The following is a 17,421-nucleotide window of genomic DNA, read 5'->3' on the forward strand; positions in this document are numbered from 1 at the left end:
TTCTGTAACGCCCCCATGACAAAGAGATAGGCGTGTTTGAACGGACCCGATAGCCTGGTGAGCAGACTTATCCACAGCCGCAGAAGGTAAAGAAAAGCCCGGCGCAACTAACGTTACACCGGGCTCTTCGGATAGCTCTTGGGAGGAGCAATTTAGTCGACGTTGAACACCAGCGGCTTGGCCTGGCGGATCGCCTGGTGAGCGGTCAGCTTGCCCAGAACCTCGTCGTTGATCGGACCGTCGACATAGAGCAGCGCGATGGCGTCGCCGCCCTGATTGTCACGGCCCAGCTGGAAGTTGGCGATGTTGACATTAGCCGCGCCAAGCGTCGTGCCGATGAAGCCGATCATGCCGGGAACGTCGGTATTGGCTATGTAGACCATGTGGTTGCCGACATCGGCATCGAGATTGATGCCCTTGATCTGGATGAAGCGCGGCTTGCCGTCGGAGAAGACGGTGCCGGCGACCGAGCGGCTCATGCTGTCGGTAGTGACCGTCAGCTTGATGTAACCGTCATAGACGCCGGTCTTGTCGCGCTTGACTTCGGCAAGCACGATGCCCTTTTCCTTGATCATGATCGGCGCCGAAACCATGTTGACGTCGGCAACCTGGTTACGGATGAGACCAGCCAGCAACGCGCTCGTCAGCGCCTTGGTGTTCATGCCGGCGGTGACGCCGTCATAGAGGATCTCGATTTCCTTGATCGGATCGTCCGTCACCTGGCCGACAAAGGCACCGAGAACGTCGGCGAGCTTGATGAACGGCTTCAGGAGCGGCGCTTCCTCTGCGGTGATCGAGGGCATGTTGATGGCGTTGGACACCGCGCCCCTGACGAGATAATCCGACATCTGCTCGGCCACCTGCAAAGCGACATTCTCCTGCGCTTCCGTGGTCGACGCGCCGAGATGCGGCGTGCAGACGACATTCGGCAGGCCGAACAGCGGGCTTTCCTTGGCGGGCTCGACCTCGAAGACGTCGAAGGCAGCACCGGCGACATGGCCGGACTTGATGGCGGCGGCAAGCGCTGCCTCATCCACCAGACCGCCACGAGCGCAGTTGATGATGCGCACGCCCGGCTTGATCTTGGCAAGCGCATCGGCGTCGATGATGTTGCGGGTCTTGTCCGTCAGCGGCACATGCAGCGTGATGAAGTCGGCACGGGCGAAAAGCTCGTCGAGTTCGACCTTGGTGACGCCCATTTCCTCGGCACGCTCCTTGGAGAGGAACGGGTCATAGGCAACGACGTGCATCTTCAGGCCGATGGCGCGGGCAATCACGATCGAGCCGATATTGCCGGCGCCGATGACGCCGAGCGTCTTGCCGGTGATTTCGACACCCATGAACTTCGACTTCTCCCACTTGCCGGCCTGGGTCGAGGCGTCGGCAGACGGAAGCTGGCGGGCAACGGCGAACATCAGCGCGATGGCGTGTTCGGCCGTGGTGATCGAATTGCCGAAGGGCGTGTTCATGACGATGATACCGCGGCGCGAGGCGGCCGGGATATCGACATTGTCGACGCCGATACCGGCGCGACCGACGACCTTGAGGTTCTTCGCCGCTTCGATGATCTTCTCGGTCACCTTGGTGGCGGAACGGATGGCGAGACCATCATAATTGCCGATGATCTCCAGCAGCCTGTCCTTGTCTTTGCCAAGCTGCGGCTGGAAATCGACTTCGACGCCGCGATCGCGGAAGATCTGGACGGCGGTTTCCGACAATTCGTCGGATACGAGAACGCGAGGTGCCATGGGAGGCCTCCTGAAAAAGGGTCAGCGATGATGGGCAATTCCAGGAAAAATGCGAAACGCTTTCCGTTCGGAATTGCGTGAAAGCAAACAGAGAGTCTGGAATGCTGGGCTCCGCCCTTTTGGCGGAGCCGGATACGCTTAAATCTCAGGCAGCAGCCTGGGAGAGCGTTGCCTTCTGCGTTTCGAAAGCCCAGGAGAGCCAGGGCATCAGCTTCTGCATGTCGGCGGCTTCGATCGTGGCACCAGCCCAAATGCGCAGGCCCGACGGTGCGTCGCGATAATGGCCGACGTCATAGGCGACGCCTTCCTTTTCCAGAAGTGCGACCAGACCCTTGGCGAAATTCGCCTGACCGTCATCATCGAGAGCGGAGACATCCTTGTCGACGATCTTCAGGCAGACGGAAGTGTTGGACTGCGTCTCGACCTTGGCGGAGAGATTGGCGATCCAGTCGTTGGCGGCGACAAAGTCATGGATGACCTTGGCGTTTGCGTCAGCGCGACCGATCAAAGCCTTGAGACCACCGAGGCCCTTGGCCCAGAGAAGCGCGTCGATATAGTCCTCAACGCAGAGCATCGACGGCGTATTGATCGTCTCGCCGGTGAAGATGCCTTCGATGAGCTTGCCACCGCTGGTCATGCGGAAGATTTTCGGCAGTGGCCAGGCGGGCTGATAGGTTGTCAGACGCTCGACGGCACGCGGCGAAAGGATGATGACGCCATGCGCGCCCTCGCCGCCCAGAACCTTCTGCCAGGAGAAGGTGACGACATCGAGCTTGGCGAAGTCGAGGTCCTGAGCGAAAGCCGCCGAGGTGGCGTCGCAGATCGTCAGGCCCTTGCGGTCAGCGGGGATGAAATCGGCGTTCGGGACGCGGACGCCGGATGTGGTGCCGTTCCAGGTGAAGACCACGTCGCGGTCGAAATCGACAGCGGAAAGATCGGGCAGCTCGCCGTAACCGGCTTCGAGCTTGCGGACGTCCTTGAGCTTCAGCTGCTTGACGACATCGGTGACCCAGCCGGCGCCGAAGCTTTCCCAGGCGAGCATGTCGACGCCGCGCTCTCCGAGCAGCGACCAGAGCGCCATTTCGACGGCGCCGGTATCGGAAGCGGGAACGATGCCGATGCGGTAGTCCGTAGGCACGTCCAGAATGTCACGGGTAAGATCAATGGCCTGCTTCAGCTTGGCCTTGCCGACTTTCGCACGGTGCGAACGGCCGAGAGGCGCGTCGGAAAGAGCATCGAGCGACCAACCGGGGCGCTTAGAGCAGGGGCCAGAAGAAAAATGGGTATTGTTCGGACGGATGTCCGGCTTGGCGAGCTTAGTCATGATGCTATCCTCTCAGATAGAAAGCTCCTCGTTGGGGAGGAGTGTCCCGCCGCCGGATATATTGGAAGTCGAGTTTGAGCGCAATAGGCAAAATATACGTGTGGACAGCGCTTCACGAATTCGTGCAGGAACGTGCTGAGGAGCACATTGAATTAGCCACACAAAAGCTCGCTTCTTTGCGGACACGCCACCATATGTTATGGCGTTTCATGGATTTGCGCCGACCGATGAAGAACAAATGTCCCTAACACATCAAGCCGCATTGTCCGAAAGTCCTCGCATGCCCACGCAGCCTCTGCCCGTCTACCTCATCAACATTGATCGGGCGACGGACAGATTGGCGGAGATTCAACGGCAGAGCGATGAACACGGCATCAGGATCGAGCGCGTTAACGGCGTCGACGGCGCTCTGTTGCCGCAGGAGCAGTGGGTCGATGTCGATCACGAGCGATTCCAGCGCCGGCATGGCAGGGTCATCCTGCCCGGTGAGTATGGCTGCTACCGCAGTCATCTTCTGGCACTGCGACAGTTTCTGGCGGGAGGCAGTCAATCCGCCATCATCATCGAAGACGACATAGCACTGGACGGCGACCTCCTGGCCCGCACCGTGGCGGCGCAAGAGGCGGCCCCGAATGCCGAGGTCATCAAGCTGGTCAATCATCGTTGGGGTGGTTTCCGTGCCACGGCCCGCAGCCACAGGGGAGACGTGATCGGCCGCTGCCTCTTCGGCCCGCAGGGATCGACGGCCTGCTATCTCGTGACACGCACCGGCGCGGAAAAGATCGTCAAATCGCTCGCCATCATGTCCCTGCCCTGGGATGTCGCCGTCGAGCGCGGCTGGGACATGCGGACGTCCATCTTCACCACGCGCGTCAACATCGTCGGTTTCAGCCCATTGCAGAGAACCACGATGATCGGCTGGCGCCGCGACTATCGCGCCGCGAAATCCACCGCCTTGCGGCGTATTCCGGCACATCTTTTCCGCACTTTGGATTTCTTCCGTCGTATCGCATACGTGCTTAGGGCGCCGTAAAAAGCGTCTTACCAGGTGGTGATTCGCAAACCGACGCGGATTTCATGGCGTGACAAGGCGCCGTCGCGGCCCATCGTGCCGCCGGCCCCTGCCGCCGAATCAGCGGCGGAATAGCCGAACATGTCGCCGCCGGCGACATGCGAGAAACGATAGCCAAGATCCAACTTCACATTCGGCGCCACCTCATAGGCAACGCCGGCCATCAAGGCATAGGTTAAGCGCCAGTCGCTGTCACCGGGATAGCGGGTGCTGACCGAACTGCTACCGCAGGCGGAGACGCCATCGACGCAGGAGCCAACCGCATTGACGCTGCTCCAGGAAATCCTGGTCGCGCCGAGCCCGGCGCCGACATACGGCGTAAAGCCGGCAAGCGTGCCGAGATCGACATAGCCGTTCACCATCAGGCTACCTGCCTTGAAGGAGGAGCGAGCCTTGGTGGAGCAACCCGTGCCGCCTGCCCCGCCCGAGCAGGACGTTGCGCTCGAAACCCGGCCATCGTAGTCCCCGCTGAAGTAATCGCCGGTGAGGTCGGCGCGGAGCAGGTCGTTGAATTGGTAGCCGACACCCAGTCCGCCGGAGAAATCGCCGCTGAAGCGATCCGAATCGAATCGGCCGGAGCTGTAGTCACCACTGGTAGCATCATAGGTGCGGAAGGTCGTATCGCCGTGACTGGCGTTGACGGCGTAGCCGAAATCGCCGCGCACATACCAGCCCCGGGCGTCCTTGACGCTCACTTCCGGCATCTTGATTTCCGGCGGCAGATCACTCGCAAAGGCAGTGCCCGCAAATGCGCTCGCCATCATCGTAGCCAGCGCCAAAGCGTCGAAACGGATCATTACCCCTCGCCTTCCATCATCGGGCAGGCGCCCGCATTCCGAGCCCGGCCGGCTCTTGTCGTTCCCACATTCTGGCTCCCCACGAGGAGAAGCCGGGGCCGAACCGCTGCCATTGTTATTTCGTTAACCATAGGGAATTCATGGTTAACGAAGGTTTAAGACGCAGCGGAATTGCTTAACGGTGGGGGTAAAAAAGCAAAAGCCGCCCGGAGGAACCGAGCGGCTTTTTCAATGACTTGGAAGTAAGGATGCTTACTTGTAGACCGGCTGGACCGGGATATCGGCCGGCGGCATGTAGCTGGCGGTCTGGCAGCCGCCGAAAGTATAGCGGGCGCCAATGCGGGCTTCATGCAGGTTGATACCCTTGTCGTAGCCGGGACCGCCGTTTTCCGCATAGCCGAACATATTGCCGCCTTCGATATGACGATAGCGATATCCGACGTCAGCCTTGAGGTTGCACGAGAGGTCGATGGAGGTGCCGGCCATCAGCGCGTAAGTGAAGCGCCAGCTGCCACGGCCATTATGCGAGACGCTGCCGTCGCAGGAGTCCGGATTGGCGTCGGAGCAGGAAGTATTCTTCAGGTTGCTCCATTTGACGTAAGTACCGCCGAGACCGCCGCCGACGTAAGGCGTGAAGATGCTGTATGTGCCAAGATCAACATAGGCATTGGCAAGCAAGCTATAAGCCGTGAGAGACGCGCGATCACGCGAGGTTGCCGGCACGGCAGTGAAGCCAGGACCGCAGCCACCGCAATCGCCGGTCGTCGAGCCCTTGAAATTGGACTTGAAGAGATAGTCCAGCGTCACGTCCGTGCGCAGGTAGTTGTTGACCTGGTAGCCGACACCGCCGCCGAGCGTCATATTGCCGCTGAGCTTGGCACTGTCGAAATCCACCAGGCTGGAGTTGGAACCCTGGAAGTAATTCGAGCCACGCAGCTTGGTGAAGGCGTAGCCGACATCGCCGCGCAGATACCAACCACTGGATTGGCTGACGGCCACTTCGGGTGTCTGCTGCGCCGGCTCAGGCGTGTAGAGATCTGCGGAAAAGGCAGACGTGCCAACCAGCAGGGCGGCAACGGCCCCAATTAGAGATTTCATCATGGCTTTGGCTCCAAAGTTATTGCCATTGGCACGACAAACGCTTGCCAATCGAAAAGACATGACGTGGATAATGGTTGATAAGAGTTAAAACCCGATTAACTACGAATATTTACTCTGTTTGATTGCCGGATATACTTTATTTTATACATTAGTAATTCATAATTATAGTGTCGCAACAGTAGGATATCTTGGTCAGCCGGGTCGTCATGCCGCAAGCCCCGATGGCCATCGAGGTCATCCTTCACCGATTTCTAAACCAATTGGCAAGAACCGAGCCGCTACCATGATGCCACCGGGGCCTAAAACATGGAGCAAGTCGTTGACTTACTTTCGCAAGCTATATGCCGGCCTGTGCCTCGCACTTGTTTTCCTGTCCTCAGCCACGCTTGCCACGCCGATGCCGATCCAGCCCGTCGCGGCCACGGCTCGGAACAAGGGACGGGAGACCGGGCTGCCAATCCCCCGCTACGTATCGCTGAAAGCGCATAAGGCGCGCATGCGCATCGGCCCGTCGACGATCTACGCCACCAAATGGATCTATATGAAAACCGGGCTGCCGCTGGAGATCATCGACGAATACGGCCACTGGCGACAGGTGCGCGACGACACCGGCACTACCGGATGGATGCACAGCGCGCTTCTTTCGGGACTGCGGACAGCAGTGGTCGCGCCGTGGCTGACGACGAATGCGATGCTGCGCAGCAAACCGGAAACAACGGCCTCCCTCACCGCCGAACTGCAACCTCGCGTGCTGCTTTCATTGCACTCCTGCACCGGCGCATGGTGCAGCGTTTCAGTCCGCGAGCATTCCATGCGCGGTTACGTCAGGCAAAATATGCTTTGGGGCGCTTATCCCGGCGAAATGTTCCAATAGTCCATGCACTAAAGGCAGGTTCTGGAAACGAAATGGCCGCCCGTGATAGGGCGGCCAACAGATCCAATACTTGGCAATAACCGATCGCCCTAATCAGGCAGCGTTGCGAACGTTCGAGATCACGTCGATCAGTCCGCCGACGATCCGCTCGATCTGGCCACGATCGTCGCCTTCCGCCATGACGCGGATCAACGGCTCGGTACCTGAGGGGCGGATGACCAGACGGCCATTGCGGGCAAGCTCGTTCTCCGCATCGGCGATTGCCTTGCGTACCTGATTGTCCTCCAGCGGCTTGCCACCGGAAATGCGAACATTGCGCAGCAGCTGTGGCACCGGCTCGAAACGCCGGCAGACTTCGCTGACCGGCTTGCCGGTGCGCTGGACCACAGCCAGGATCTGCAACGCCGCCACGAGACCATCACCGGTGGTGCCATAGTCGGAGAGCACGATATGGCCGGACTGCTCACCGCCGACATTATAATTGTGCTGGCGCATGTGCTCGACGACATGACGGTCGCCGACAGCAGTACGGGCAAGTGCCATGCCGCGGTCTTCCAGGAAACGCTCAAGGCCGAGATTGGACATGACGGTGGCGACGATGCCGTTGCCGCGCAACAACTGGCTCTCAGCCCAGCTCTCGGCAATGGCGGCCATCAGCTGGTCGCCGTCGATAATGGTGCCGGTCTCATCGACGATGATCACACGGTCGGCGTCACCGTCGAGCGCGATACCAATGTCGGCCCGTACCTCGTCCACCTTCTTTTGCAATGCGACCGGGCTAGTGGAGCCGCAGTTGAGATTGATGTTGGTGCCGTTCGGCTCATTGCCGATGGTGACGACCTCCGCACCGAGTTCCCACAACACCGCCGGTGCGACCTTGTATGCGGCGCCGTTGGCGCAATCGATGGCGATACGCAGGCCCTGCAGCGTCACATCGCGCGGCAGCGTGCGCTTGGCATGTTCGATATAACGGTCATGCACGCCATCGACGCGCTTGGCGCGACCGATATTCTCCGACTTGGCGAGGTGCGCCGTCATGTCTTTTTCGAGCAGATCCTCGATCTTCATTTCGAGCTCATCGGACAGCTTGTAGCCGTCGGGGCCGAAAAGCTTGATGCCGTTGTCTTCGTAAGGATTATGCGAGGCGGAGATCATCACGCCGATATCGGCGCGCAGCGATCGCGTCAGCATGGCGACGGCGGGTGTCGGGATCGGGCCGAGAACGAAGGCATCGACGCCGGCGGCGGTAAAGCCCGCCACCATTGCGTTTTCCAGCATATAGCCGGACAGACGCGTGTCCTTGCCGATGACCACGCGATGGCGATGGCTACCCCGATGGAAGATCGTGCCAGCAGCGATACCCACGCGCATGGCAAGATCCGGCGTCATCGGATAGATGTTGGATTGACCGCGGATTCCGTCCGTTCCGAAATAGCGACGTTTCATATGCACTCCCGTGATTGCGGCGTCCCACTGTGGGACCGCGGCATCCCGTCCAGCTCCCGTGAAGTCCATGGGCGGCGCGAACATCGATGCTTGAGGCTCATGCCACAGATTGCAAAACTCGGCACTTAAATTACCGAGAATGCCTATTACACCGCGTTACCGTTAAAAAGCATTAAAAAAGGCCAGTTCCCGTTTGCAGGGGAGCTGGCCTCTTCGTTTAGGCTCAATCGCCTCTATTGCTTAGTGCGGCTGCGGTTCGAAACCGCCCTCGGGCTCTTCGCCCTTGGCGCCCAGCGAGCCGTCCTTCTTTGCGCCGGTTTTCGGCACTGCCGAACCACGGCTCGGCGGCGTGTCGTCACCGAGATCGCGGGCAGGCTTTTCACCGCGAATAAGCGCCTTGATCTCTTCGCCGCTCAGCGTTTCGTATTCGAGCAGGCCTTCGGCGATCGCCACAAACCCGTCATGCTGTTCGGTAAGGATATCCTTGGCCTGACGATAGGCCTGATCGATCAGGCGGCGCACCTCGGTGTCAATCGTCTGTGCGGTCGCTTCCGAGACGTTCTTCGACTGCGAAACGGAGTGGCCGAGGAAGACTTCCTGCTGGTTCTCGCCATAGGCAACCAGGCCGAGTTCGTCGGAGAAGCCCCACTGCGTGACCATGGCACGGGCAAGCTTGGTAGCCTGTTCGATATCCGAGGACGCGCCGGAGGTGATGTTCTCCTTGCCGAAGGTCAGCTCTTCCGCGACGCGGCCGCCCATCATGATGCAGAGGCGCGACACCATCCACTTGTAGCTCATCGAGTAGCGGTCGCCTTCGGGGAGCTGCATGACCATGCCGAGCGCACGACCGCGCGGAATGATGGTCGCCTTGTGCAACGGATCGGCAAGCGCAACATGCAGCGCCGTGATCGCATGACCAGCTTCGTGATAAGCGGTGAGCTTCTTTTCCGCCTCGGTCATCGCCGAAGAGCGGCGCTCGGCGCCCATCATGATCTTGTCCTTGGCGTCTTCGAATTCCTGCATGGTGACCACGCGCTTGTTGCGACGGGCGGCCATCAGGGCGGCTTCGTTGACGAGGTTCATCAGATCGGCACCAGAGAAGCCGGGCGTACCGCGGGCAAGCGTCTTCAGATCGACGTTCGGAGCCAGCGGAACGTTGCGGGCATGCACCTTGAGGATGCGCTCGCGGCCGACGATATCGGGGTTCGGCACAACGACCTGGCGGTCGAAGCGGCCTGGACGCAGGAGCGCCGGGTCGAGAACGTCAGGGCGGTTGGTGGCGGCGATGAGGATGATGCCCTCATTGGCCTCGAAACCGTCCATCTCAACCAGCAACTGGTTCAGCGTCTGCTCGCGCTCGTCGTTACCGCCGCCAAGACCGGCGCCACGATGGCGGCCGACGGCGTCGATTTCGTCGATGAAGATGATGCAGGGCGCATTCTTCTTCGCCTGCTCGAACATGTCGCGGACGCGGCTTGCGCCGACACCGACGAACATTTCCACGAAGTCGGAACCGGAAATGGTGAAGAACGGCACATTGGCTTCGCCGGCAATGGCGCGCGCCAGAAGCGTCTTACCGGTGCCGGGAGGGCCAACCAGAAGAACGCCGCGTGGAATACGGCCACCAAGACGCTGGAACTTCTGCGGATCGCGCAGGAATTCGACGATTTCTTCCAAGTCCTGCTTGGCTTCATCGACACCGGCGACATCATCGAAGGTCACGCGGCCATGCGCTTCGGTCAGAAGCTTTGCCTTGGACTTGCCGAAGCCCATCGCGCCGCGCGAGCCACCCTGCATCTGCCGCATGAAGAACAGCCAGACACCGAGGATCAGAAGCATCGGCAGCAAAGTGCCGAGATAGCTCAGGAAGCTCGAGGACCCATCCGATTCCGGACGGCCGACAATGTTGACGTTCTTTGTTTGCAGACGATCAAGCAGGCTGTCATCCACGACCGGAGCATAGGTCTGGAAGGGTGTGCCATTCTCGACATAGCTGCCGGCGACGCGATTGCCGGTGACGGTGACGTCGCGGACGCGGCCGGAGTCAACTTCCCGGAGGAATTGCGAATATGGAATTTCCCTGGAGCCTGTTTGTGCCGGCGCGTTCTGGAACATACTAAACAGGGCAATCAACAGCAAAGCTATGATTGCCCATAGAGCGAAATTACGAAAATTAGGGTTCATCGAACTCCCCAGCACTGAAACTTCCACCGTTGGACGGCGGCATTACTTGATCCCTAACATAGGGTTGCGCCAAGCCGTTGCCAAGGCAAACCACACCGACAGATGCGTTATTCCGTCAATAAGTCTCAAAGCGGCGGCGGCACATAGGGTTCGCGGTCGAGGCAAGCCGCTAACCGATTGGCGAATGTGAGATTGAATCGTGTCAAAAAGCGGTCGAAGGGCGCCAGATAAGGCGCAGTCGTGACTGACGCGGCAGCGCCCTCGTCACCCACGACTGCTTTAGGCAAAACCGCGCGCGCGCGCTGCACGGCGCCTTTCGGCAACCCTTCAGGAAACTCCATCGCGCCCGTTGCCCCCGCAGCCTCAACACGAATGGCGGCAGCTTCGTGATTGACGATCCGGAAGCGGCCATCCCAGATACCATCGGCTCCGGCGGCAAGCACCAGCGGCCGGATATCACGGCTCTCGCGCATGAGATAAAGTCCGTCCCGGCGCAGGTCAAAGACGACGCCGCCCGCAGTGCGCCGACCCGGCCTACCCTCGGCGATGAAATCCAGGATGCGGCGCATCCGTTCGCGACCAGGCCCATAGGGCTCTCCACCGAAGACGGCGGCGAGATAGGGGATTGCATAGGCGATCACCGCCTCATCGGCGGCGAGCGCTGCTCGGCTGATGGCGCAGAGGGCGCCCGCATGAACCGCAACATACGCCTCCAGCCACGCAGCAGCGTCGGCCGAGAGCGCCGCGCGGGCAGTACTTGCGTCCGGCAAGGACAACAGCGCGGGCTCCAGCGACAGATGTTTACGCGTGCGCACGCGTTCATACCGGACATCCTCGTTGCTTGGGTCATCCAGCCAGGGCATGCCGCGTCCGTCGAGATAGGCGCGGATATCTGCGCGACGGCAGCCAAGAAGCGGCCTGACAATCCAGATGCGCCGGTCGAAAAGCACCGCGTCGGCAATGCCCGTACCCGCCCCGACCTCGCCTTCGTTCAGGCGCGCCGTACGCATGGCCAGCGTCTCGCGCTGATCGTCGATTGTGTGGGCGGTGACGATGACATTGGCCGAGATTTCGGCTGCGATATCGGCAAGCAGTCCATAGCGCGCTTCGCGGGCGGCGGCCATGATACCGTTCTTCGGCTTCTCCCCCTGCCATCGACGAATGACATGCGGAATTCCGAGCGAGGCACACAAAGCGGCGACCTCGCGCGCTTCATCGGCGGCTTCTGCGCGCAGGCCATGATCGATCGTCGCCGCGGACAGGGTTACGCCGGAATTCGGAAGGGATTTCAGATGCTCTGCAAGAGCGGCCAGGAGGCCGGTGGAATCACTGCCGCCGGAAATAGCGACCAGAATATGTGCGGGCTTGAAAAGGGAATGAATGAAATCAGCCGCTGCGGCTTCGGGCATTTGCGCTTTGGCAGCGCCGGTCACAGCGTCAAGAGACATGGGGATCAGCAGGCAAGACGCTTTTGTTCGCTGGCCACCTTATTGGAAACGGCCTTCGAAGCCTTCGGATAACGCTTGGTCACTTCGCGCAGCGTCGCGCAGGCGGTATCCTTGTTATCAAGGGCAGCAAGCGACATGCCGAGCTTCAGCAGTATTTCCGGCGCCTTCTCGGAGGTGCCGTATTTCTGATGCGCATTCAGGAAAGTCTTGGCGGCATCATTGAACTTGCCCTGCGAATAGAGCGCTTCGCCAAGCCAGAAGTTGGCATCCGCCGAACGGCCGCTGCTCGGGTAGCTGTCGATATACTGACGGAACTCCTGTTCGGCGACACTGTAGTCGCCGGACAGGACGTGGCCATAGGCAGCCTTGTATTCATCGTTCTCGCTACCGAGCGAAGCCGTCTGCGTCCCCGAACCTGCGCTCGGCGGTGCACCGGAGCCGTTATTGGCACGCGACGCCGTCGCACCGACCTGCTTGCCGTTCTGATCCATCTGGATAGAGCCGAGCTGGGTCGGCGGCTTGCCGGAACCACTGCCCTGTTGAGCCGTGGCCGGCATATCGCTACCGGAATCGCCAATGACGCCGGCGATGTCATCCTGCTGACCGCCAGCCGGCGCCTGGGCCGGAACATCGGCCTCGCTCTTCTTCATCGAGCCGCCAGTCGTCGCGCCGCCAGCAGGGGGATTGCTTGAACCGCCGCTGCTGTTGCTGCCGCTACCACCGCCGCGCTTTTCAAGCTGCTGGAATCGAAACTCATTGTCTTCCTGCGTCTTGCGCATCTGCTCCTGCATCTGCAGCAACTGATAGCTCATTTCCTCGACGCGGCCGTTCAACTGGCGCATCTGGTCCTCGAGTTGCTGCAAGCGGACTTCCGCATTGCTGCTCTGGACGTTGATGACAGGCGCTTGTTCGACCTGGCTCTGACGAGCGGCATTGCTTGGGGCAGCCTGCTCGGAAGCGCCACGACCGCCTAGGTGCAGTCCGAAAAGCGAAAGGGCCGAGGCATCACGCTCACTACCGACAACAGCAGCGAGGCAAAGCAAGCTCGCCACAACAAGTTTTCTCATGGATCTATCCTGTTCCATTGATTCTTCGCGCCTTGGGCACAACACAGGAGATTTTTACAATTACTCTCAAAAAGCAACGGAGTTCGGCCAAAGTGTGGTCAAAAAAGTAAAGGCGACCACGGGGGCCGCCTTTGCACGTTTTGAGCGGAATTTCGGCTATCAGGAACCAGCGCCGTTGAGCACGGTGACAGCACGACGGTTCTGCGACCAGCAGGAAATATCGTCGCAGGTCGCGACCGGGCGTTCCTTGCCGTAGGAGATCGTCTTCATGCGCTGAGCCGGAACGCCACGCGAAGCGAGATAGTCCTTGGTAGCGGCAGCACGACGTGCGCCGAGCGCCAGGTTATATTCGCGCGTACCGCGTTCGTCGGCATGGCCTTCGACGGTGATTGCGTAATTCGGATAACGGGCGAGCCACTGAGCCTGGCGATCGAGCGTCTGGGAAGCGTCAGAACGGATCGACGTGCTGTCGGTGTCGAAGAAGATGCGGTCGCCGACGTTGACCGTGAAGTCCTGCGCCGAGCCCGGGGTGGCATTGCCGGCGCCGTTGAGGCCGAGGCCGTTGGCATCGTTCGGCAGGCCCTTCTTGGAGGCGCAGCCAGCCAGCGAAAGGCCGACGAAAAGCGCGATCATGATCGGGTTGCGTGCAAGGGTCTGCATGTGGCCAAGGGCCGGGGTAGCGATGCGGCTCATGGCCGGTCTCTCCTTAAACATCTCTATCAGGGTTGCCAGACTGTAACCGGATGCGGTTAATCCGATTTCAACAAGTATGGTTAATACTGTCTTAAAATTGTCCTTAACTGGTCAAGTCACAGGACTTTGCGGCGATAACGTGGCGCGCGCCTTCCCTATTCGAGAAGCGGCGACCAGGCCGGATCGGAAGCGAAGCCCGGAGTCGGGATCTTCTGCTCGTTGTAACCGGTCAGATCGATCGAATAGAGCTGCGGGCCGCTGGAGCCGGCTGGTTCGCGGAAGAACATGACAACGCGGCCATTCGGCGCCCATGTCGGGCCTTCATTGTGGAAGCCAGTGGTCAACAGGCGTTCGCCCGAGCCGTCCGTCTTCATCACGCCGATCGAGAAGCTCCCGCCCGACTGCTTGGTGAAGGCGATGAGATCGCCGCGCGGCGACCAGACCGGCGTCGAATAAGATCCGTCACCAAACGAGATACGGCGCTGATTGGAACCATCGGCATTCATCACGTAGATCTGCTGCTTGCCGCCGCGGTCGCTTTCGAAGGCGACCTGGGTGCCGTCCGGCGAATAGGACGGCGAAGTATCAATGGCCGCCGTCGAAGTCAGGCGCGTCGTGGTGCGCGAACGCAGATCCATCGTATAGATGTTGGCATTGCCTTCCTGCTGCAGGCTCATGATCACCCGCTGGCCATCCGGCGAGAAGCGCGGCGAGAAGGTCATGCCGGGGAAGTTGCCGACGATTTCGCGCTGGCCCGTCTGCAACTGCAGCAGATAGACACGCGGCTGCTGGTTGGCGAAAGACATGTAGGTCACTTCCTGCCGGCTTGGCGAGAAGCGTGGCGTCAGCACCAGGTCGCTGCCATTGGTCAGCATGCGGACATTGGCGCCGTCCTGATCCATGATGGCGAGCTGCGTCTTGCGGGCAGTCTTCGGACCGCTTTCAGCAACGAAGACGACGCGGGTATCGAAATAGCCCTTCTCGCCGGTTATCTTCTCATAGATCGCATCGGCGATGATATGGGCGACACGGCGCCAGTTGTCCGGCTGGGCATAGAATTGCTGGCCGAGCATCTGGCTGTTGCCAAAAGTATCCCACAGACGAAACTCCGCGCGAAGGCGGCCCCCGTCCTGCGTCACGCGGCCGGTCACCAATGCCTGGGCATTGATCGCCGTCCAGTCCGGGAAGCGCGGCGTCGAGTCCGGGTTGGTGATCTTCTCGATGAAGGCCTGCTTGTTGACCGGCGCGAACAGGCCAGACCGCTGCAGGTCGGCGGCAATCACGCCCGAAATCTGCGCCCCGAGACCATCATTCGATAGCAGATCGGTAATGGCGATCGGCATGGGCTGGACATTGCCCTTGTTGATGTTGAGCTCGACCACGGCGTATGCCGGGGTGGCGAGCGCTGCCGTCAAGCCTGCCAGTACCAGCAGGAGACGGACGAGGGAGTTTCTGATCATATGTGCCAAGCCTTTCAGCATTAAAGCGCCATGTTGCCGGTTTCGAAGTTGATAATGACTTCGACCGAGCTAGTTGCATTGTCGAATTGAGTCTGCGGCAAATTCCCGAAGGGTGCCGCCCTGAGGACGGCGCGCATAGCGCTTGCCGCCATAGCAATTTGGGTCTTCTTTGGACCACCGCGTGCGGTGGCATGCGGCTCGCCCACGATCTGCCCGTTACGATCAAGCCTCAAACGGATCTGAATGTGAACGTCCTTCATGCCAGGTAGACCAGGCATGACATTCCAGTTTTCCATGACCTTCTGGCGAATACCGTCCGCCGCTCCACGCTCAAGCTGAAGCGAGCCAGAAGCGGCATTTGCAGGAAGCATCGACGCGGAACCTGCCAGCATAATCCCCAGTGCCACAAGCAGGGGCAAACCGATACGGGGACAGTGGTTCGTCAAAAGCCGCACTTCCCGCATCACAACCCCAAGTCTCTCGGATCGAAGTTGAGCACCAGCTCGTTCCAGCCGTCCGCGCCATCATATTTTTCCGGCGGCAACAATCCTCCGGCGTTCACTTCCTTTTGCAGATCGTCGCGGCTTTTCAGCACCGCACGCTCGGCCGCGCCCCTTAGCGCTTGCTGCGTCGTAGCCGGGCCGCCGCTGACGGAAACTTCTGGTGCGCCGATAATCTGTCCTGACTTGTCGAGACGAACATGAACCTTGATCGTGACATCGCTCGCCCCTTCCATGCCGGGGATGACATTCCAGTTCTTACCGATCAGATCGCGTAAACCGTCCTTCTGGCTCTGGCTGAGCTTGCCGCCGCCGAGCGATTTCATGCCGCCGCGCGAGGCGACCTGGGTATCGGCGCCGGCGGAAGCCTGCTGAGACGAGCGCTTCGCGCCGCCCTTCGACGAGGTATTGTTCAGCATCGCCGAGATATCATCGGCGTCGAAATCACTGGCGCCCGACTTGGCGCTCTTGGCGGACTCGCGCTTCTTATCGCTGTCCTTTTTACCATCATCAGCCGACGTGGTCTTGCTGGTACTCTGAGTCGTCGTCTTGTCCGTCGGTTTGGCGTCGGCCACCTTCACATCCGGCTTGGGCACCGGCTTGACTTCAGGCTTTTGCTCGGCGGTCTTCGGTGGCGTCGGCTGCGGCTTTATATCCGGTACAGGAACATTGTTCGGTAACTGGATTTCAGCCTGCTGCGTCGGCTGTTCGGTCGGCGGCGGTGTCGGCGTTGCATCGGCCTTCGGCGTCGGGTCGATCTTCGGTGTCGGAGTGGGCGTCACCTCCGGCTTCTGCTGCGGAACGGCAGCCACTTCCTTCGGCGCGGCTTCGGTGTCCTTCTGCTCGATCGTCTTGGCATCATTCGGCCGCGGATCGTCCTGCGGAACGGGCGTATCCACCTTCTTCGGTGCCAGAGCCGCCGTGTCGCTCTCCGGCCGTTGCGTCGGCACGACCGGGTTTTTGATATCGACGTTGTTCTCGCCAGTATTCTGAGCGTTGGCGACCTGATCCTGCTTCGTGGTCTGCTTGCGGGAGACGTGATCCGTCACCGGCGCCTTCTTCTCACCCTGCTGGAGCTGCTCTGCCGTCACGATGTCGACATCCATCGCCGTACTTTCCGGCGTCTCCAGCGGAGCCGGCGCGCTAAGCGTCAGCATGGCGCCGACCAGCACCAGGATATGAAAAACCGCCGATGTGACGAGACTGCGCTTCATGTCGATCCGTCAGTGATCCGTTGCCTGCTGCGTGACCAGGCCGATGTTCTTGTAACCGGCCTCCTGAATGCGTGACATAACATCGGCGATGACGCCGTAGGGCGCTTTCGAGTCGCCCTTCACGAAGATGCGTTCACTGTAGCCGGTCGTGGCGATCGCTTGCAGCTTGGCCGCGATGTCGGTCGCCTGAATCTCCGATTCTCCGATAAAGACCTGGCCGTCGGCCTTGATCGAGATGGTGATCGGCTGGGTCTGGGCGTTGAGCGCGCCAGCCTGCGTTTGCGGCAGGTCGATCGGTACGCCCGACGTCATCATCGGTGCCGCCACCATGAAGATGATCAAAAGCACGAGCATAACGTCGACGAGCGGCGTCACGTTGATTTCGGAGATCGGGCCGCCCCGGCCGCCGCCACGACGGCTGCCCCGGCGGCCACCGCCGCCACCATTGCCTCCAACAGACATTCCCATGTGAGTTACTCCGGTTCCGTCTGTG

At 60.4% G+C, this 17,421-nt stretch carries 15 protein-coding genes; 2 read left to right on the top strand and 13 right to left on the bottom strand.

Translation table 11 applies throughout. The features are described 5' to 3' along the window. Window positions 1–152 precede the first annotated feature (152 nt). Together serA and HB780_RS20960 are read right to left on the bottom strand one after the other, a co-directional pair. Window positions 153–1,748: a phosphoglycerate dehydrogenase gene (gene serA / locus HB780_RS20955; RefSeq protein ID WP_183696003.1), complete on the bottom strand. Its 1,596-nt coding sequence runs from the start codon at window positions 1,746–1,748 to the stop codon at window positions 153–155. Window positions 1,749–1,893: 145 nt separating this feature from the next. Continuing rightward, entirely contained in the window at window positions 1,894–3,072 is a 1,179-nt protein-coding gene (locus HB780_RS20960) for a phosphoserine transaminase (RefSeq protein WP_183696007.1), read from the bottom strand. Window positions 3,073–3,352: 280 nt separating this feature from the next. On the opposite strand from HB780_RS20960, the gene HB780_RS20965 reads away from it, so the two are divergent. Continuing rightward, window positions 3,353–4,105, top strand: coding sequence for a glycosyltransferase family 25 protein (locus HB780_RS20965; protein WP_183696010.1), 753 nt, complete (start codon window positions 3,353–3,355; stop codon window positions 4,103–4,105). Window positions 4,106–4,113: 8 nt separating this feature from the next. Here the strand turns inward: HB780_RS20965 and HB780_RS20970 are convergent, their stop codons facing one another. Together HB780_RS20970 and HB780_RS20975 are read right to left on the bottom strand one after the other, a co-directional pair. After that, window positions 4,114–4,941, bottom strand: coding sequence for an outer membrane protein (locus HB780_RS20970; protein WP_183696013.1), 828 nt, complete (start codon window positions 4,939–4,941; stop codon window positions 4,114–4,116). A gap of 252 nt (window positions 4,942–5,193) precedes the next feature. Then, window positions 5,194–6,042, bottom strand: a complete 849-nt coding sequence (locus HB780_RS20975; RefSeq protein WP_183696016.1) for an outer membrane protein — start codon at window positions 6,040–6,042, stop codon at window positions 5,194–5,196. A gap of 283 nt (window positions 6,043–6,325) precedes the next feature. Between HB780_RS20975 and HB780_RS20980 the strand changes: the two genes are divergently transcribed. After that, window positions 6,326–6,916: an SH3 domain-containing protein gene (locus HB780_RS20980; protein WP_286203155.1), complete on the top strand. Its 591-nt coding sequence runs from the start codon at window positions 6,326–6,328 to the stop codon at window positions 6,914–6,916. 93 nt (window positions 6,917–7,009) lie between these two features. Here HB780_RS20980 and glmM read toward each other — a convergent pair whose 3' ends face one another. From glmM to tolR, 9 genes are all read right to left on the bottom strand, one after another. After that, window positions 7,010–8,362 carry a phosphoglucosamine mutase gene (gene glmM / locus HB780_RS20985; protein WP_183696018.1) on the bottom strand — a complete coding sequence of 451 codons (1,353 nt, stop codon included), beginning with the start codon at window positions 8,360–8,362 and terminating at the stop codon, window positions 7,010–7,012. 240 nt (window positions 8,363–8,602) lie between these two features. Continuing rightward, window positions 8,603–10,546, bottom strand: coding sequence for an ATP-dependent zinc metalloprotease FtsH (ftsH, locus tag HB780_RS20990; protein WP_183696021.1), 1,944 nt, complete (start codon window positions 10,544–10,546; stop codon window positions 8,603–8,605). A 125-nt stretch (window positions 10,547–10,671) separates the two neighbouring features. Beyond that, window positions 10,672–11,994 (bottom strand): tRNA lysidine(34) synthetase TilS, encoded by a 1,323-nt coding sequence (gene tilS / locus HB780_RS20995; RefSeq protein WP_183696033.1) that lies wholly within the window; start codon window positions 11,992–11,994, stop codon window positions 10,672–10,674. Between the two features lie 5 nt (window positions 11,995–11,999). After that, window positions 12,000–13,061, bottom strand: a complete 1,062-nt coding sequence (gene ybgF, locus HB780_RS21000) for a tol-pal system protein YbgF (RefSeq protein WP_183696036.1) — start codon at window positions 13,059–13,061, stop codon at window positions 12,000–12,002. Between the two features lie 159 nt (window positions 13,062–13,220). Further along, on the bottom strand, window positions 13,221–13,754 hold the full coding sequence (pal, locus tag HB780_RS21005; protein WP_183696039.1) for a peptidoglycan-associated lipoprotein Pal: 534 nt from the start codon (window positions 13,752–13,754) through the stop codon (window positions 13,221–13,223). A 155-nt stretch (window positions 13,755–13,909) separates the two neighbouring features. Further along, entirely contained in the window at window positions 13,910–15,214 is a 1,305-nt protein-coding gene (gene tolB, locus HB780_RS21010) for a Tol-Pal system beta propeller repeat protein TolB (RefSeq protein ID WP_183696042.1), read from the bottom strand. Between the two features lie 20 nt (window positions 15,215–15,234). Continuing rightward, window positions 15,235–15,606: a TonB C-terminal domain-containing protein gene (locus tag HB780_RS21015; RefSeq protein WP_183696045.1), complete on the bottom strand. Its 372-nt coding sequence runs from the start codon at window positions 15,604–15,606 to the stop codon at window positions 15,235–15,237. A gap of 71 nt (window positions 15,607–15,677) precedes the next feature. Next, window positions 15,678–16,928 carry a hypothetical protein gene (locus HB780_RS21020; protein WP_183696047.1) on the bottom strand — a complete coding sequence of 417 codons (1,251 nt, stop codon included), beginning with the start codon at window positions 16,926–16,928 and terminating at the stop codon, window positions 15,678–15,680. 9 nt (window positions 16,929–16,937) lie between these two features. Further along, the gene (gene tolR, locus HB780_RS21025; RefSeq protein ID WP_183696049.1) at window positions 16,938–17,396 is read right to left on the bottom strand and encodes a protein TolR; all 459 of its coding nucleotides are present in this window, start codon (window positions 17,394–17,396) and stop codon (window positions 16,938–16,940) included. Between the last annotated feature and the right edge of the window lie 25 nt (window positions 17,397–17,421).

The sequence above is a fragment of the Rhizobium lusitanum genome (assembly GCF_014189535.1).
Classification (GTDB): domain Bacteria; phylum Pseudomonadota; class Alphaproteobacteria; order Rhizobiales; family Rhizobiaceae; genus Rhizobium; species Rhizobium lusitanum_C.

Bases quoted from the DNA above. Each gene is read 5' to 3' on its own strand.
- serA (WP_183696003.1), bottom strand. From the start codon at position 1,748: ATGGCACCTCGCGTTCTCGTATCCGACGAATTGTCGGAAACCGCCGTC.
- HB780_RS20960 (WP_183696007.1), bottom strand. From the start codon at position 3,072: ATGACTAAGCTCGCCAAGCCGGACATCCGTCCGAACAATACCCATTTT.
- HB780_RS20965 (WP_183696010.1), top strand. From the start codon at position 3,353: ATGCCCACGCAGCCTCTGCCCGTCTACCTCATCAACATTGATCGGGCG.
- HB780_RS20970 (WP_183696013.1), bottom strand. From the start codon at position 4,941: ATGATCCGTTTCGACGCTTTGGCGCTGGCTACGATGATGGCGAGCGCA.
- HB780_RS20975 (WP_183696016.1), bottom strand. From the start codon at position 6,042: ATGATGAAATCTCTAATTGGGGCCGTTGCCGCCCTGCTGGTTGGCACG.
- HB780_RS20980 (WP_286203155.1), top strand. From the start codon at position 6,326: ATGATGCCACCGGGGCCTAAAACATGGAGCAAGTCGTTGACTTACTTT.
- glmM (WP_183696018.1), bottom strand. From the start codon at position 8,362: ATGAAACGTCGCTATTTCGGAACGGACGGAATCCGCGGTCAATCCAAC.
- ftsH (WP_183696021.1), bottom strand. From the start codon at position 10,546: ATGAACCCTAATTTTCGTAATTTCGCTCTATGGGCAATCATAGCTTTG.
- tilS (WP_183696033.1), bottom strand. From the start codon at position 11,994: ATGTCTCTTGACGCTGTGACCGGCGCTGCCAAAGCGCAAATGCCCGAA.
- ybgF (WP_183696036.1), bottom strand. From the start codon at position 13,061: ATGAGAAAACTTGTTGTGGCGAGCTTGCTTTGCCTCGCTGCTGTTGTC.
- pal (WP_183696039.1), bottom strand. From the start codon at position 13,754: ATGAGCCGCATCGCTACCCCGGCCCTTGGCCACATGCAGACCCTTGCA.
- tolB (WP_183696042.1), bottom strand. From the start codon at position 15,214: ATGATCAGAAACTCCCTCGTCCGTCTCCTGCTGGTACTGGCAGGCTTG.
- HB780_RS21015 (WP_183696045.1), bottom strand. From the start codon at position 15,606: ATGCTGGCAGGTTCCGCGTCGATGCTTCCTGCAAATGCCGCTTCTGGC.
- HB780_RS21020 (WP_183696047.1), bottom strand. From the start codon at position 16,928: ATGAAGCGCAGTCTCGTCACATCGGCGGTTTTTCATATCCTGGTGCTG.
- tolR (WP_183696049.1), bottom strand. From the start codon at position 17,396: ATGGGAATGTCTGTTGGAGGCAATGGTGGCGGCGGTGGCCGCCGGGGC.